Annotated in this window: 14 protein-coding genes; 2 read left to right on the top strand and 12 right to left on the bottom strand. The window is 74.3% G+C overall.

The window, feature by feature from the left end; all coding sequences use genetic code 11:
* Positions 1–86: 86 nt before the first annotated feature.
* The 5 genes from ABZ836_RS25045 to bioB form a co-directional block, all read right to left on the bottom strand.
* Positions 87–1184 carry a vWA domain-containing protein gene (locus tag ABZ836_RS25045; protein WP_356131792.1) on the bottom strand — a complete coding sequence of 366 codons (1098 nt, stop codon included), beginning with the start codon at positions 1182–1184 and terminating at the stop codon, positions 87–89.
* 230 nt (positions 1185–1414) lie between these two features.
* Positions 1415–2068 carry a GNAT family N-acetyltransferase gene (locus tag ABZ836_RS25050; RefSeq protein ID WP_361145656.1) on the bottom strand — a complete coding sequence of 218 codons (654 nt, stop codon included), beginning with the start codon at positions 2066–2068 and terminating at the stop codon, positions 1415–1417.
* Positions 2069–2159: 91 nt separating this feature from the next.
* A complete protein-coding gene (gene bioD / locus ABZ836_RS25055; RefSeq protein ID WP_356131798.1) occupies positions 2160–2906 on the bottom strand; it encodes a dethiobiotin synthase in 747 nt (248 codons plus the stop codon).
* Between the two features lie 29 nt (positions 2907–2935).
* Positions 2936–4225 carry an adenosylmethionine--8-amino-7-oxononanoate transaminase gene (locus tag ABZ836_RS25060; RefSeq protein ID WP_361145660.1) on the bottom strand — a complete coding sequence of 430 codons (1290 nt, stop codon included), beginning with the start codon at positions 4223–4225 and terminating at the stop codon, positions 2936–2938.
* Complete coding sequence (gene bioB, locus ABZ836_RS25065; RefSeq protein ID WP_361145663.1) at positions 4218–5501, bottom strand: biotin synthase BioB; 1284 nt, start codon at positions 5499–5501, stop codon at positions 4218–4220. Before bioB ends, ABZ836_RS25060 begins: the two co-directional genes overlap by 8 nt.
* A 206-nt stretch (positions 5502–5707) precedes the next feature.
* On the opposite strand from bioB, the gene ABZ836_RS25070 reads away from it, so the two are divergent.
* On the top strand, positions 5708–6868 hold the full coding sequence (locus tag ABZ836_RS25070) for an 8-amino-7-oxononanoate synthase (protein WP_361145666.1): 1161 nt from the start codon (positions 5708–5710) through the stop codon (positions 6866–6868).
* A 97-nt stretch (positions 6869–6965) separates the two neighbouring features.
* Positions 6966–7556, top strand: coding sequence for an NAD(P)H-dependent oxidoreductase (locus tag ABZ836_RS25075; protein ID WP_356131810.1), 591 nt, complete (start codon positions 6966–6968; stop codon positions 7554–7556).
* Between the two features lie 273 nt (positions 7557–7829).
* On the opposite strand, the gene ABZ836_RS25080 is transcribed toward ABZ836_RS25075, so the two are convergent.
* From ABZ836_RS25080 to ABZ836_RS25110, 7 genes are all read right to left on the bottom strand, one after another.
* On the bottom strand, positions 7830–8258 hold the full coding sequence (locus ABZ836_RS25080) for a VOC family protein (protein WP_361145669.1): 429 nt from the start codon (positions 8256–8258) through the stop codon (positions 7830–7832).
* Positions 8259–8267: 9 nt separating this feature from the next.
* A complete protein-coding gene (locus tag ABZ836_RS25085) occupies positions 8268–9425 on the bottom strand; it encodes a hypothetical protein (RefSeq protein ID WP_361145672.1) in 1158 nt (385 codons plus the stop codon).
* A complete protein-coding gene (locus ABZ836_RS25090; protein ID WP_361145778.1) occupies positions 9422–10873 on the bottom strand; it encodes a hypothetical protein in 1452 nt (483 codons plus the stop codon). The genes ABZ836_RS25085 and ABZ836_RS25090 overlap by 4 nt, the downstream gene beginning before the upstream one ends.
* A 312-nt stretch (positions 10874–11185) precedes the next feature.
* Entirely contained in the window at positions 11186–12448 is a 1263-nt protein-coding gene (locus ABZ836_RS25095; protein ID WP_356131819.1) for an FAD-dependent monooxygenase, read from the bottom strand.
* A 14-nt stretch (positions 12449–12462) separates the two neighbouring features.
* Positions 12463–13095: a maleylpyruvate isomerase family mycothiol-dependent enzyme gene (locus ABZ836_RS25100; protein WP_356131822.1), complete on the bottom strand. Its 633-nt coding sequence runs from the start codon at positions 13093–13095 to the stop codon at positions 12463–12465.
* Positions 13092–13919 carry a fumarylacetoacetate hydrolase family protein gene (locus ABZ836_RS25105; protein ID WP_356131825.1) on the bottom strand — a complete coding sequence of 276 codons (828 nt, stop codon included), beginning with the start codon at positions 13917–13919 and terminating at the stop codon, positions 13092–13094. The genes ABZ836_RS25100 and ABZ836_RS25105 overlap by 4 nt, the downstream gene beginning before the upstream one ends.
* A gap of 2 nt (positions 13920–13921) precedes the next feature.
* Positions 13922–15085, bottom strand: a complete 1164-nt coding sequence (locus ABZ836_RS25110) for a cupin domain-containing protein (RefSeq protein WP_361145676.1) — start codon at positions 15083–15085, stop codon at positions 13922–13924.
* Between the last annotated feature and the right edge of the window lie 21 nt (positions 15086–15106).

The following is a 15106-nucleotide window of genomic DNA, read 5'->3' on the forward strand; positions in this document are numbered from 1 at the left end:
GACACCGGACACGGGACACGCAGGAGCCGCCGCCCCGGCGTACGGCCCGTCGAGGCGGCGGCCCGGCCCCGCGGGCCGGCGGCGGGCTAGAGGAGGACCAGCAGCTTGGTGCCGGCGACCAGCTTGCGGTTGACCGAGGTGGACTGGACGAAGATCGTGTACGCCTCGTTGTGGCCGGGCGTGACGGTGACCTCGGTCTCCGGCAGGCCGAGGAGCCGGCGGGCGGCCGGACCGGTGAAGACCTTGCCGGTCGTCCGGCCGGTGACCGGGTCCTTCTCCGCGACCGCGATCTTCTTGCCGGCCTGGATCTTCTCCCGCTTGGACAGCTCGTAGAAGGCGCACCCGGTCGTGTAGGGGTGCCCGGCCCGGGTGACGAAGTCACGGATCCCGGACTGCTGGTCCACGGGTATGAGCACGTACTTGCCGGCGTCCAGCGCCTGCAGCGTGGACGTCACGGCGGCCGTGCTGAGGTCCTGGCCCATCGCGAACAGGTTCCGGGTGCCGCGGACGCCCTGCTCGCGGTCCCGGAGGAACCGGGTGGCGGCCGACTTGACCGTGCCGATGGCCTCCTCGACGCCCTGCGCCGAGTCCGCGTCCCAGATCGAGATGTTGCCCGTGGGGAACCCGTACTGCTGGGCCGTGCGCTTGGCCAGGGAGTTGGGGACCATGATGGCCGAGGTCCAGTGGTCCGGCAGGCTGTTCAGCTTCTCGGCGATCCTGGTGCGCCACCCCTCCAGCACGGCACGGCCGTCGGGCAGGTGGTCGTGACGCGACCCCGTCGTGTCGGCGCCCGAGGCGTTCTCCTCGCCGTCGGTGACGACGACCTGGAGGAAGCTGTGCTCGCCGTACTCCTCCCAGATGTGGCCGAGGTCGTCCAGCGCCTTCACCGACGCCTGGATCAGCGCCGTGGCGCCGTTCTCGACGGTGTACAGGCCCCGCATGGAGGGGAGGTGCTTGACGTCCATGTCCCAGACGAGGTTCTCCACCAGGTGGTCGAAGGCGTAGAGGCTGATCCGGGTCTCGTGGCCGAGACGGTCCGACTCCTCCGCGAGGCCCTTCACGAACTCGTCGACGACGCGTACGAGCTGGTCCGAGTGGCCCTGCATGGACCCGGACTTGTCGATGACGAGGGCCACGTGGTTCACCAGGTGCTTCTTCAGCCGGGCCTTTGCCGTCGTGCTCATCGCGTCGATTCCCTTCGGTTCGTTCCCCGCGGCCCGGAAAAGGGCATGAGGGGGCACGGTGGGTGGTGGAGGAGGCCTGGCCAGTTGCCGCACAGCTGCGACCGGGATCGCGCGTCCCGGCGTGGACCGTCCTCGGTCCAGCTGATGTCCCCACCTTAGGGACCGGCACCGACAACGCGTCCCGCCGTCGCGACGACGTCGCGGTGGTGGTCGCGCGGCCCGCGCCCGGGTCAGGGGCGGGGGGCGCCGGGAGTCCGGGCGGTGGGGCGGCCCAGGTACCAGACGGGGCCGTCGTCGGGGACCTCCAGCTCCTCGAAGCCCATGCGGTCGTAGAAGGCGCGGGCGCGGGTGTTGGCGCGGGACATGCACAGGTGGACCTGCTCGACACCGGCCTCGTGGAGGGCGTCGAGGAAGGCCTCCATCAGGGCGCGGCCCAGACCGAGGCCCTGGTGGGTGGGCAGCAGGTCGATGTGCAGGTGGGCCGGGAACGGGTCGAGTTGCGGCCGGACCATGCGTTCCGGGTCGTGCAGCAGCGCGGCCATCACCTCGTCCGGGGTGCGCCCGCCGCCGTCGGCCGCCGGGGGCGGCGGATAGGCCTCGGCGGCCCCGGGAAGCCAGTCGTCGCGGAACCAGCGGGCGAAACCGGCGGTGTCGGCGGTGCCGAGGACATAGCCGACCGCCTCGCCGGCGCCGTCGTCGACGACGAACGCCAGCTCCGGCTCACGGTCCACGTACGGGTAGGCGAACAGCGTCGGAAGTATCGCCGTGTCGCTGTAGTGCGGAGTGGCGTCGCCTCCGTCATGGGCGGTGAGCACGCAGACGCGGCCCACCGCCGGACGGTCGGAGGGGCGGTAGGGGCGCACGAAGGGAGCGGATGCGGTCATGGCACCGGATGATGGCACGGGCCGGCCCCTCAGGACACGGCTCCCTGGTACGCCCCCGGGCACGGCCCTCGGGCACGCGCCGCGGGCGAGGTCAGCCCGGGAGCGTGTCCGCCGTCGGCCCGTGGGTCGCCACGAACGCCGAGGGGTCCCACCGGCCGCCCAGGCGGGGGGACAGCCATTCCGCGGCGGCCTCGCGGAAGAGCCGCGGGGCCAGCGCCCCCGCGCCCTCCCGGACCGCGCCCAGCAGCGGCGCTCCCGCGACACGGGGCAGGTCGGCCAGGTTGCAGCGGGCCGCCAGGTCCGGGTGGCGCGGCCAGCTCCCGACGACGACCCCGAGCTGCTCCAGCCCCCGCGACCGCAACGCCTCCGCGGTCAGCGCCGCCATGTTGAGCGTCCCCAGGCCCGCGGGCGCCACGACCAGGACGGGGGCCCGGAGCAGCACCGCGGCGTCGGCCAGGGTGGCCTCCCGCTCGTCCAGGCGGACCAGCAGCCCGCCCGCGCCCTCCACCAGCACCAGGTCGTGGTCGGCGGACAGCCGCTCGACGGCGTCCGCGATCTGCAGCGGCCTGACCGGAGGCAGCCCCGCCCGCCGGGAGGCGGTCGCCGGCGCCAGGGGTTCCGGGTAGCGGCCCAGTTCGACGGCGGTCACGGCACCGGGCTCCCCGGCCAGGCGGGCGGCCTCGGCAGCGTCGCCGGGCTCGTCCGCCGCCAGCCCGGTCTGGGCCGGCTTGAGCAGCGCGACCGAACGGCCGGCCGCCACCGCCAGCGCGGCCACGGCCGCGGTCACCACGGTCTTGCCGATCTCGGTTCCCGTGCCCGATACGACGATCACTGACATGTCGTTCCTCTTGTTCCTGCCTCGCCGGCTCAGCCCGCCGCGGCCGCCGCGCACACCGCGCGGCAGATCCGGGCCAGGTCGTCGTCATCGGTGACGTACGGCGGCATCACGTACACCAGGTCGCGGAAGGGCCGCAGCCAGACCCCCTCGCGCACCGCCGCGGCGGTGGCCGCCGCCATGTCGACGGGGTGGTCCAGCTGGACCACCCCGATGGCCCCCAGCACCCGGACGTCCGCCGCCCCCGCGAGCTCCCGGGCGGGCGCGAGCCCCTCGCGCAGCCCCGCCTCCAGGCGCTTGACCTCCTGCCGCCAGTCCTGCCGCAGCAGCAGGTCGACGGAGGCGAGGGCGACCGCGGCGGCCAGCGGGTTGCCCATGAAGGTGGGGCCGTGGGCCAGGACGGGCACCTCGCCGCGCGAGATGCCCTCCGCCACCCGCGTGGTGCACAAGGTCGCCGCCATCGTCAGGTAGCCGCCGGTCAGCGCCTTGCCGAGGCACATCACGTCCGGGGCCACGGCGGCGTGGTCGGCCGCGAACAGTTCGCCGGTGCGGCCGAAGCCCGTGGCGATCTCGTCGAACACCAGCAGCACGTCGTGCGCGTCGCACGCCTCGCGCAGCACCCGCAGGTAGGCGGGGGAGTGGAAGCGCATGCCGCCGGCGCCCTGCACCACCGGCTCGACCACCACGGCCGCGGTCTCGTCGGCGTGCGCGGCGACCAGGTCGGTCAGGCGCCGGGCGTACGCCTCGTCCCACCCGGCGGGCGGCGGGTCCGCGAAGATCTGACGGGGCAGGACGCCCTGCCAGAGCTCGTGCATCCCGCCCTCCGGGTCGCACACCGACATGGGCTGCCAGGTGTCGCCGTGGTACCCGCCGCGCCAGGTCAGCAGCCGCCGCTTGCCGGGCCTGCCCAGCGAACGCCAGTACTGCAGGCACATCTTGAACGCCACCTCGACCGAGACCGAGCCCGAGTCGGCGAGGAAGACGTGCCGCAGCGGTTCGGGGGTGATCTCCACCAGGCGGGCGGCCAGCCGCACCGCCGGTTCATGGGTGAGACCGCCGAACATGACGTGGCTCATCCGGCCGAGCTGGGCCGTCGCGGCCCCGTTGAGCACGGGGTGGTTGTAGCCGTGCACCGCGGACCACCAGGACGACATGCCGTCGATCAACTCGCGGCGCCCGTACGCCTCCTCGGCGAGGCGCAGCCGCACCCCGGACGCGGACTCCACGAGCAGCGGATCCGCGCGGCCCGGCATCGGCCCGTACGGGTGCCACACGTGCGCCCGGTCCAGGGACAGCAGCGCCTCGGGGTCGAGCTCAGGCATTGGGCGCGACGTCCGTTCCCGCGCCGCGGCGGCGCACGGCGACCAGGTCGGTCCGCGGCGACGGGGCCGGGGCCGGGACGCCCGTGCCGCGGCCCCCGCTCCCCGGCCCCTCCCGGCCGTCGGCCGCCGCCGACCCGGCGCTCGCCGCCGTGGACCCGCCGCATGCCGTCGCGGCCCCGGCGCTCGCCGCCGTGCATCCGCCGCATGCCACCGCCTCGTGACCGCAGCCGTCGGACTCCTGGCCGCACACCGAGCCGCAGCCCGCGTGCCCGGCGCGGTGCTCGGGCAGGGTGCGCGTGTCCGTGCCCTCGACCTCGAACCCGGCGTCGGCGATCATCTCCAGGTCGGCCCGGCCCGCCTGGCCCTCACTGGTCAGGTAGTCGCCCAGGAAGATGGAGTTGGCCAGGTGCAGCGCCAGCGGCTGCAGCGTCCGCAGGTGCACCTCGCGGCCGCCCGCCAGCCGCACCTCGGCGTCCGGGCAGACGAACCGCACCATCGCCAGGATCCGCAGCGCCCGCTGCGGGGTGAGGTTCCACTCCTCGGCCAGCGGCGTGCCCTCGAAGGGGATCAGGAAGTTCACCGGCACCGAGTCGGGGTCCAGCGCGCGCAGCGCGAAGACCACGTCCACCAGGTCCTCGTCGCTCTCGCCCATGCCGGCGATCAGGCCGGAACAGGCCGACAGGCCCGCGCCGTGCGCCTTCTCCACGGTGTCGACGCGGTCCGCGTAGGTGTGCGTCGTGGTGATGTCGCCGTAGGTGCTCTCGGAGGTGTTCAGGTTGTGGTTGTACGCGTCGGCGCCCGCCTCGCGGAGCCGCTCCGCCTGCCCGTCGCCGAGCAGCCCCAGGCAGGCGCAGACCTCCACGCCCTCGTTCTGCTCCTTGACCGCCTCGATCGTCCGCGACACCCGGTCGATGTCCCGGTCGGTGGGCCCGCGCCCGCTCGCCACCAGGCACACCCGCTTCGCGCCGCCCGCCACACCGGCCGCGGCCGCCGCGGCCGCCTCCTCCGGCTTGAGCCAGGTGTACTTGAGGATCTCCGCCTTCGACCCCAGCCGCTGGGAGCAGTAGGAGCAGTCCTCCGGGCAGAGACCGGACTTGAGGTTGACCAGGTAGTTGAGCTTCACCCGGCGGCCGAACCAGTGGCGGCGCACCCGGCCCGCCGCGGCCACCACATCGAGCAGATCGTCGTCGGAGGTCGCCAGCACGGCGAGGGCTTCTTCACGGGTCGGCGGCTCACGTCGGAGCCCCTTCTCCACCAGAGCGTCGAGCAGGTCCATGGCCTTGATCCTTGCCCACGCGGAGGGCTGGGCAAAGGAGGAAACGGACAACAAGAGGCCGCGGCACGTGTGTGGATGACCACACTTCGTGACCGGCCGACTGCGGCTAGGGTCGGTCCGTTGAGCGTGAAGCCCCCCCCGGCCCCCCGGCGGCACCCGCCGGACCGCCGGACCGCCGAACCATCAGGACAAGGACCGCACCGCCCATGCCGCTGGCCCGTCAGGACCCCTTCGACTGGATCGACGAGGAAGCACGTCGACGTGAACTGGGCGGCCTGGTGCGGTTCTTGCGCCCCCGTGAGGCCGACGACGGCCCGCTGGACCTCGCGGGCAACGACTACCTCGGCCTCACCCGCCACCCCGCGGTGACCGCCGCGGCCGGCGCCGCGGCGGCCCGCTGGGGAGCGGGGGCCACGGGCTCCCGGCTGGTCACCGGCACGACCGCCCTGCACGCCGAACTCGAACGCGAACTCGCCCGGTTCTGCGGCTTCGAGGCCGCCCTGGTGCTGTCCTCCGGCTACGCGGCCAACCTGGCCGCGCTCACCGCGCTGGGCGGCGACCGCGGTGGGCTGATCGTCTCGGACGCCGCCAACCACGCGTCGATCGTGGACGGTTGCCGACTCGCCCGCGCCGAGACCGCCGTGACGCCGCACGCGGACCCGGAGGCCGTCCGCAAGACCCTCGCCGCCCACCCGGGCCGACGCGCCCTGGTCGTCACCGACTCGGTCTTCTCCGTCGACGGCGACGCGGCCCCGCTGGCCGGGCTGGCCGCCGCCTGCCGCGGGGCGGGCGCCGCACTCCTCGTCGACGACGCCCACGGGCTGGGCGTCCTGGGTGACGGGGGGCGGGGTGCGCCGCACGCCGCCGGACTGGCCGGTGCGCCCGACGTCGTGGCGACGGTGACCCTGTCCAAGTCGCTGGGCAGCCAGGGCGGCGCCGTGCTGGGCCCCGCCCGGGTGATCGCCCACCTGGTGAACACCGCCCGCACCTTCATCTTCGACACCGGTCTCGCCCCGGCCGCCGTCGGCGCGGCCCTCGCCGCGCTCGGGATCCTGCGGGGCGAACCCGGCCGGGCGGCGCGGGTGCGGGAGGTGGCCGCCACGCTCCACGCGGACCTCACGGCGGCGGGCCTGCGGGTGAGCCGTCCGGACGCCGCGGTGGTCTCGGTGCGGGCGCCGTCGCCCGACGCGGCCGTCCGCTGGGCCGCCGACTGCCGCGCGGCCGGACTCCTGGTGGGCTGCTTCCGCCCGCCGTCCGTGCCCGACGGCGTCTCCCGGCTGCGCCTCACCGCACGCGCCGACCTCACCGACCGCCAGGTCCGTACGGCGGTCCGCACCGTCCTCGCCGCAGCGCCGCCCACGGCCTGAACTGCACGGCGTCCACCCATAGCCAGCGTCGGAAATAATTGCGTCAGCAAGCGAGTTGACGTCATGACAGACCTGACGGCTACGCATGGGAGCTCCTGTGAACCGCTCGTTCCTCTTCCTGCTCGGCAGTGCCCGTGAGGGCGGCAACACCGAGACCCTGGCCCGCGCCGCGGCGGAACAGCTGCCCGGCGACGTCGACCAGCGGTGGCTGGACCTGACCCGGCTGCCGCTCGCCGCCTACGTCGACGCCCGCCACACCGGCGAGCCCTGGCCGGAGGCCGGGGGCGCGGAGGCCGAGAACGAGGCGCTGCTGCGCGAGGCCACCCTCGCCGCCACCGACATCGTGCTCGTCTCACCGCTGTACTGGTACTCGGTCTCCGCCTACACCAAGGCGTACCTGGACCACTGGGCCAAGTGGCTCACCCTCCCCGAGCTCGACTTCCGGCGGCGCATGGCCGGCCGCACCCTGTGGGGCGTGACGGTGATGGGGGACCGGGAGGAGGAGGTCGCCGAGCCGCTGCGGCTCATGCTGGGCAACAGCGCCGCGTACCTGAAGATGCGGTACGGGGGCGTCCTGCTCGGCAACGGTTCGGCCCCCGGCCAGGTGCTCGACGACGCACGGGCCCTGACCCGCGCCAAGACCTTCTTCGCCCAGGACGCCCCGCTCGCCCGCTCCACCGCGGAGTAGGGCGGTCCGTGCGGGAACCGCGGCCCCTCGGGCGTTCGTCCCTCCGTTCGAGGCGAGGGACCGGCCCGAGGGCCGCGGGTCCGACGGGGGCGCCCTGCAGATCATCGGGATCACCGGGATCGCCGTCCGTTCGGCAGTGATCAGGATGCGGCACGCGCGGACGCCGCTGGAGTGCGACCTGGTGGGGCTGGAAGTGCGCCGAAGAACTGCCCGGCGTCGACACCGCCCTGGCCGGGCGCCTGGTGGACACCCGGTTCCCACGGCGGGGGCGGGTCAGTCGAGGCAGAACTCGTTGCCCTCGACGTCCCGCATCACGATGCACGCGTCGTGGCCGTCGTACAGGAGCCGCTCGCGCACCGCGCCGAGCGGGAGCAGCCGTGCGCACTCGGCCTCGAGGGCGGCCAGGCGCTCCTCCCCGACGAGACCGGTGGCGACCCGCACGTCCAGGTGCACGCGGTTCTTCACGGTCTTCCCCTCGGGGACCCGCTGGAAGAACAGGCGCGGGCCCGCACCCGAGGGGTCGACGCAGGCGCACCGGGCGCCGTCCTTCCCGGGAGGCCGCGAGGAGTTGAACGCCTCCCACGTGGCCAAGCCCGTGGGCGGCGGGGCGACGACGTACCCCAGCACCTCGCACCAGAAGCGGGCGAGCCGCTCGGGCTCCGCGCAGTCGAAGGTGACCTGGAACTCCTTGACCGATGGCATCGCCGCACCCTAGCAGCGGGGCCGGTCGCGTCGCTGTCGCCGGTAGCGGTCGAGGACGTCCTGGCGCAGCAGGCTGCCGAAGCCGGCGTTCTCCAGGCGCAGCCCCAACTGCGCCTCGTCCAGGCCCATGCCGGCCGCGGTGTCGGCGAGGTGCCAGTCGTGGGCGGCGAGGCGGTCGAGGAGGTGGCCGCGGCGCACCTGGCTCTCCGAGAGGCGGAACGTCTTGAGGTAGACGATCCTGCCCCGGTCGTCCGTGACGGCCTCCCCGATGTGGTTCTCGTGGCGGGGCCGGAACCTCGGCAGGAAGCGGGCGAGGGTGAAGCGCCCCAGCCGGTACACCGTCCGCCAGGTGTACGCGCCCTCCAGGAGCCCGGCGGCCATCGTCGAGTCGTGGAACCGGGCCCAGGCGTCCTCCTGCTCGGCGGCGGCCGCCCGCAGGTCCGCCAGGGTGCGGATGCCCGTGTCCGGCACCCGGGCCAGGAAGTCCGGCACCGCGGGCATCAACGTCGCGTAGTGGTGGACGAGTTCGCCGTACAGGTCCTGCACCAGCGTCGCGTGCAGGGCCCGGTAGTCGTCGGGGTGCGGGACCACGAACGCGGCGGCCAGGGCGTCGGCCGCGTACAGCAGGACACCGCACTGGCCCGGGTGGATCTCGAACACCCGCAGCGCCTCGGCGAGTCCGGTCACCGCGGCCCCCGTGTACGCCTCCTCCGCCCGGGGGGACAGGCCCCGGCGGACCGCCTGCTGCGACCACTCCTCCCAGGCGACGGAGGGGCCGCCGAAGTGCAGCGCGAGGTACCCCTCCAGCGCCAGGTGCAGGGGAAGGAACCGCAGCCGGTCCTTGGCCTCGCGGTGGACCATCCGCCGGTGGACCCGCAGCGGCACGGTGGCGGCGGGGGCGGCGTCGGGCTCGGCGGACAGTCCCGTGCCGTAGGCGGCTGCCGGGGAGCCGTCCCGGGTCCAGGTGGCGACGAGGCCGTGCGGCACGTACGAGACATAGCCCCGGCGGCGGCCGAGTTCCACCAGGCCGACGGCGTCGTCGCCGTACGCCCGCGGGCTGAGGCGCAGGTCGTCGACCGGTTCCTCACGGACCAGCGGCACCAGGCGGACGGCGCCCCACACCTGGGAAGGGCGGGTGCGCAGACCGGTCAGGTCGAGGGCGGTCACGTCGTGTCCTCCGCGTCCTCCGGCGAGGCGCCGGCGCCCGTGAGGCGGGCCGCGCGGGTGTCGAGGTAGGCGGTGAGTCCGGCCGGACCGGTGCGGCCCTCGGCGAACTGGGCGATCTCGACCAGCGCGGGCAGGTCCTCGGCGTCCCGGATGCCCGCGGTGGGCACCGTGGGGGAGAGCCGGCGCACGTCGAAACCGCTCGCGTCGTACACCGGGTTGAGGTGCACGACGCTGGTGCGGCGGGACGGGTCCAGGCGGGTCCGCCAGACCCGGAGCACCTCGGCGGCCAGCCCGGGCGGCGCGTTGTCCCAGCCGTCGGAGACGATCACCAGCCGCGACGGGGCGGTGTCCAGCGCGTCGAGGACGCGCCGCCCGAGCGGTGTCGGCCCGAACGGGTAGGCCAGCAGGGCGTCCTCGCGGCCCGAGGTCCACAGCGCGTCGTACTCCTCGGCCAGGGCGGCGAGCAGATGGTGCGCGGCGAGGGCGACGGCCAGCGGACGGCGCCGCTTCTCGCCCGAGCCGGAGGCGGAGAAGCTGTCGTCGAGGACGGCGGCGACCTTCCCCCAGCTCCCCCGCCGGGGACCGACCACCCGCCCGGCCGCCGCCGCGAGGGCTTCGGTCAGCTCGGCACGCCGGTGCGCGCGCTCCTCCAGCGGCAGCGAGAGCACGTACGACGCCAGCCGGGTCAGCGGCATCCGGGACAGGTCGGTGCGCACCGCGTCGGCGCCGTGGCGGCGGGCGGACCCCTGCAGCCGCAGGGTCTCGGCGCGGGTCAGGCGCGGCGCGATGCGCTCCAGGAAGACCTCGCGGGGGATCCCGTGGCGCGCTGCGAAGCCCTCCGCGGCCGTGTACGGAAGGCCGTACAGCGCGCTCTTGTCGTGGTGGGCGCGGCGCCAGGTCTCCAGGACCGGCGTCGCGTAGTGCGGGCGGGCCGACGGCTTGAACAGGAAGTCGCCCAGTTCCCCGCCCGGCGGCAGCAGATGGGCGTGGCGCAGGGCACGCTTGAGGGCGCCGCGGTACTTCACGGCGTCGAAGGCGAGGTCCGGCCGGGCGGTCAGCCAGTCGCGGACCACGGCGCGGGTACGGCGGTTGTTGACCCGCGCCCGGCGCAGCGTGTCGAACAGCCGGTACACCCGCTGCGGCGGCATGGCCGTCAGCCGCGCCGCGATCAGACGGCCCTCCCGGCGCCGCTGCGCCGCGGTCGCCTCGCCGGTGGTCTCCAGCAGACGGCGGACGACGATCGCCGCGTTGTGGTCGTTGATGTCGAGGGCGAGCACGCCCGCGTACAGGTCGCGGTAGTTGCCCACCATGTAGGCGTGGAGGAAGTCGAGCGACAGCGTCTGCGCGCCCGCGGAGGAGTGGAACTCGCGCTGCCCGGTGGCGGTGACCGCCGCGTTGACGAAGAGCAGCACGTCGTCGGCCGCGACGAGATCGCCGATCGACTCCACCGTGCGCACCTCCGGGGTTCCTTCCGCCGTGCCGCCGCGAGGGCGGCGGGTGCCGGCCGGGGAATGGGGGCACGAGCAGCGAATCTTTGCTTCAAAGGCAAGTCCCGGAAGTCGCGCCGGAGTCCCGCGGCCGGCAGAGGGACCGTAACAGAGCGGGGGAGGGCGACTCCACCGGTATATCCGGTGGTCCGGCCAGGGGGAGGCCCGCGCCCCGGGGCGGGGTGCGGGCCTCCGTGAGGACGCGCCTTCGTGAGGAAGCGCCTCCGTGCGGGCCGGCCTTCGTGCGGGCGGGCCCCCGGTGCGGCGGTCAGGTCAGGCCGGCGCCGCGGCCCCGGTACCGAGGGGGACCGAGGACAGGGGGATCGGGGTGAACATCTCCGGCTCCTGGTCCGGGGTCAGCGCCGTCGGACCGTACAGCCAGTCGGTGAACGAGTAGTCGTACGTGTCGCGGGCCCGCAGCACCACGTTGCGCCGCTCGCGGTCGTCGCCGTCCAGGTGCCACAGCTCGCCCCAGACGCGGGACGTGGACACCACGCGGCGGCAGTGCTCCGGGCGGACCGCCTCGTAGGCGGCCAGCGCGGCGTCCCAGTCGACCGTGCCGTCCCCGGCGCGGTTGCGGCCGACGTGCTCGCCGAGCACCCAGCCGTCCTCGATCGCCATGATCGCGCCCTGCGCGATGTACTGCAGCGGCGGGTGCGCCGAGTCGCCGAGCAGCGCGATGCGGCCGTGCACCCAGTTCATGACGGGGTCGCGGTCGAACATCCGCCACCACTTCCCGCGCCACATGAAGGGCAGGCCCTCCTGGACGAAGTCGCAGGTCCCGGCGAAGGCGGCGTCCAGCTCGTCCGGGGTGCCCCAGTCCTCCCGGCCCGCGAGGGCCTTGGGGGACTCGAAGACGGCGACCTGGTTGAGCAGCTTGCCGCCGCGCAGCCCGTAGTGCACGAAGTGGCACCGCGGGCCGACGTGGAGGGCGACCTCGCTGAGGTCGACGTCCTGGACCCGCGGCTCCTCGGCGGGCACGGTGCCGCGGTAGGCGACGTACGCGGAGGAGACCGGCTCGTCGTCGACCAGCAGCTTGCGGGCGACGGAGTGCAGGCCGTCGGCCGCGACGACCAGGCCGGCCTCGTGGGTCCCGCCCGAGGCGAGGGTGACGCGCGCACCGGCGTCGGTGTTCTCGTACGAGGTCACCCGCGCGTCGTTGACCAGTTCGACGCCCGCCCGCTCGCAGGCGCGCAGCAGCAGCCCGTGCAGGTCGCTGCGGTGGATCACCATGTACGGGTAGCCGTACCGCTTCTCGAGGTCGCGCAGGTCGAGCCGGGTCAGCTCCGTGCCGTCGACCGCGTCGCGCATCACCATCGAGTCCGGCACCACGCCGAGGCTCTTGGCCTCGTCGAGCAGCCCGTAGTCGTCGAGGATGCGGGTGCAGTTGGGGGCGAGCTGGATGCCGGCGCCCACCTCGCCGAAGGCGGGCGCGCTCTCCAGCAGGCGCACCCTCAGGCCCTGGCGGGACAACGAGAACGCCGCGCCCAGGCCGCCGATGCCGCCGCCGACGACGATGACGTCAGGGTTGGACATGAACTCTCAACTCCTCAGAGCCACGGGCCGAGCTCGGGAGCGTCGGCGAGGGTGTGGGGGCGGCCGGCCAGCCAGGCGGCGACCTCGGGCAGCGGGCCGTCGGGCAGCCCGGCGGTCCCGCGCCGGTCGGCGATCTCGTCGACCAGGGCGGTCAGGAAGCCCGCCGGCAGGTCGGAGAAGGAGACGCCGGTGCCGAAGTCGGCGGCGTGCACGCAGACTTCGCGCGCACGCATCCAGGGCAGCTCGGTGGCGGGCACGGTGCGGCCCTGGGCGGTGACGACCTTGCTCCGCCACTGCTCCTCGGTGAGCCCGTCCAGGCGCTGGGCCAGCCTCACCGCGGAGGCGCGCAGCCAGGCGCGCAGCTCCTCGGCGGACATCGCCGGGCCCCGGGCGATGCCCGCGGCGCGCTCCTCGGCGGAGGCGTACATCGGCGTCTCCTCACCGGTGGCCGCCCAGTGCACCAGGTTGCCGAGCGCGTCCGCGTTCGCGGCGACGTGCGCGGCCAGGTGCTTGCGGGTCCAGCCCGGGAGCAGGCTGTCCGCGCCGAACTCGGCCTCGCCGATCTCCGCGACGGCGCCCAGCACCAGCTCGGTGCCCACGCGCGCCCACTCACGGGCGTCGGCGAGGGTCCGGGGGGCGCCGGTCATCCCTCGACCACCGTGTTGACGCAGGCGCCCAGGCCGGAGATCTCGGTGGTGACCGAGTTCCCGGGGAGCAGGAACACCTTGGGGTCGCGGGCGTTGCCCACGCCGGCCGGGGTGCCGGTGGCGATGATGTCGCCCGGCTTCAGGGTGATGACGGTGGAGATGTACCGCACCAGGAAGACCGGGTCGAAGAGCAGCGTGCCGGTGTCGTCCTGCTGCATGACCCGGCCGTCGACGACCGTCCTCACCTCGAGCGCCGGGCGGACGCCGCCGACCTCGTCGGGGGTGACGACGTAGGGGCCGACCGGGGTGGTGGCCTCCCAGATCTTGCCCTGGGTCCACTCGATGGTGCGGAACTGCCAGTCGCGCACCGAGATGTCGTTCATCACGGTGAAACCGGCGATCGCCTCGGCGGCCTGCCGCTCGTCGGCGCGGCGCACCGGCTTGCCGATGACGACGGCGAGTTCGACCTCCCAGTCGAAGGCGTCGGTCTCGGCTGGCTTGACGATGTCGTCGTGGGCGCCGATCAGCGTCTCGGCGAACTTCGGGAAGAGGGTCGGGTGGTCGGGGAGGTCCCGGCCCATCTCCTTGATGTGGTTGGTGTAGTTGTGGCCGACGCAGACGACCTTGGAGGGGGTGGGGACGACCGGCGCGAAGTCGGCGCCGTCCACCGGGTAGGTCGTGCCGGAGGCGGCGGCGGCCTTCTCCTGCCAGCCGTCCTCGGCGAACAGCTCGCCCAGGTCGGCGTACCCGAGGTCGACGAGGACGTCGCCGTCGAGGCGGACCGCGCGGTTGCCGGCGGCGGTGCGGATGGTGGCGAGCTTCATCTTCAGGCGTCCTTCTGGGTGCGGTCGAGCTTGAGTGCTTCGAAAACGGGTGAGTCGGAGAAGCGGAAGAGGTCGAGGGCGCCCTCGTCGGAGTCGGTCGTGCCGGCCTCCGACTTCACGGAGAACGGCTCCCAGGACGGCACGACGAACAGGTCCCCGCGGGCGACCGTCCAGGACCTCTCGCCGACGGTGACGACTCCGGAGCCGTCGAAGACCTGGTAGACCGACGAACCGGTCTCGCGCACCGGCGCGGTCTCGGCGCCGCGGGCCACGCGGTGGAACTCGGCGCGGATGGTCGGCAGGACGTCGGAGCCGTCGTGCGGGTCGGAGTAGCGGACCGCCGCGTGACCGGGCTCCACCGTGCCGCCGAAGCCCTCCCTCTCCAGCAGGAGCTGGTCCTTGAGGGCGGCGTCGGTGTGCTCCCACTTGTACGACAGCAGCGGGCTTCCCGGCGCGGCGGGAGCGGCCGACAGGGGGCGCAGACCCGGGTGGGCCCACAGGCGCTCCGAACGCGACCGCTCCGGGGTGATCCGCTCGGCCTCGCCGATCTCGTCCCGGCCGAACTCGAAGAACTGCGCCTCGGTGACGTACTGGAAGGGGATGTCCAGACCGTCGATCCAGGCCATCGGCTCCGAGGTGGCGTTGTGGTGGGCGTGCCAGTTCCAGCCGGCCTGCGGGAGGAAGTCGCCGCGGTTCATCGGCACGGCGTCGCCGCCGACGACCGTCCACACCCCGGAGCCCTCGACCACGAAGCGGAAGGCGTGCTGGGTGTGACGGTGCTCGGGGGCGTCCTCGCCCGGCATCAGGTACTGGATGGCCGCCCACAGGGTCGGCGTGGCGAACGGCCGGCCGCCGAGGGACGGGTTGGCCAGCGCGATCGCCCGGCGCTCGCCGCCGCGGCCGACCGGCACCAGGTCGCCGGCCTGCGAGGCCAGCTCCCGCAGCCGCTCCCAGCGCCACACGTGCGGGACGGCCCGCGAGCGCGGGTGGGCCGGCATCAGGTCGCCGATCTCGGTCCACAGCGGGACCAGCAGTTCCCGCTCGAAGCCCCGGTACAGCTCTTCGAGGGCGGGCGTGACCTCGGGCTGCCCGTCGCCGTCGACGGCCTGCAGCCGGACCGGCGAATCCGTGGAGACGTCCCGCGGGACGGAGGAGGTGGTCGTCATGCGGCTCAGCGTGCAACGGTC

This window comes from Streptomyces sp. NPDC047130, assembly GCF_040643475.1.
Classification (GTDB): domain Bacteria; phylum Actinomycetota; class Actinomycetes; order Streptomycetales; family Streptomycetaceae; genus Streptomyces.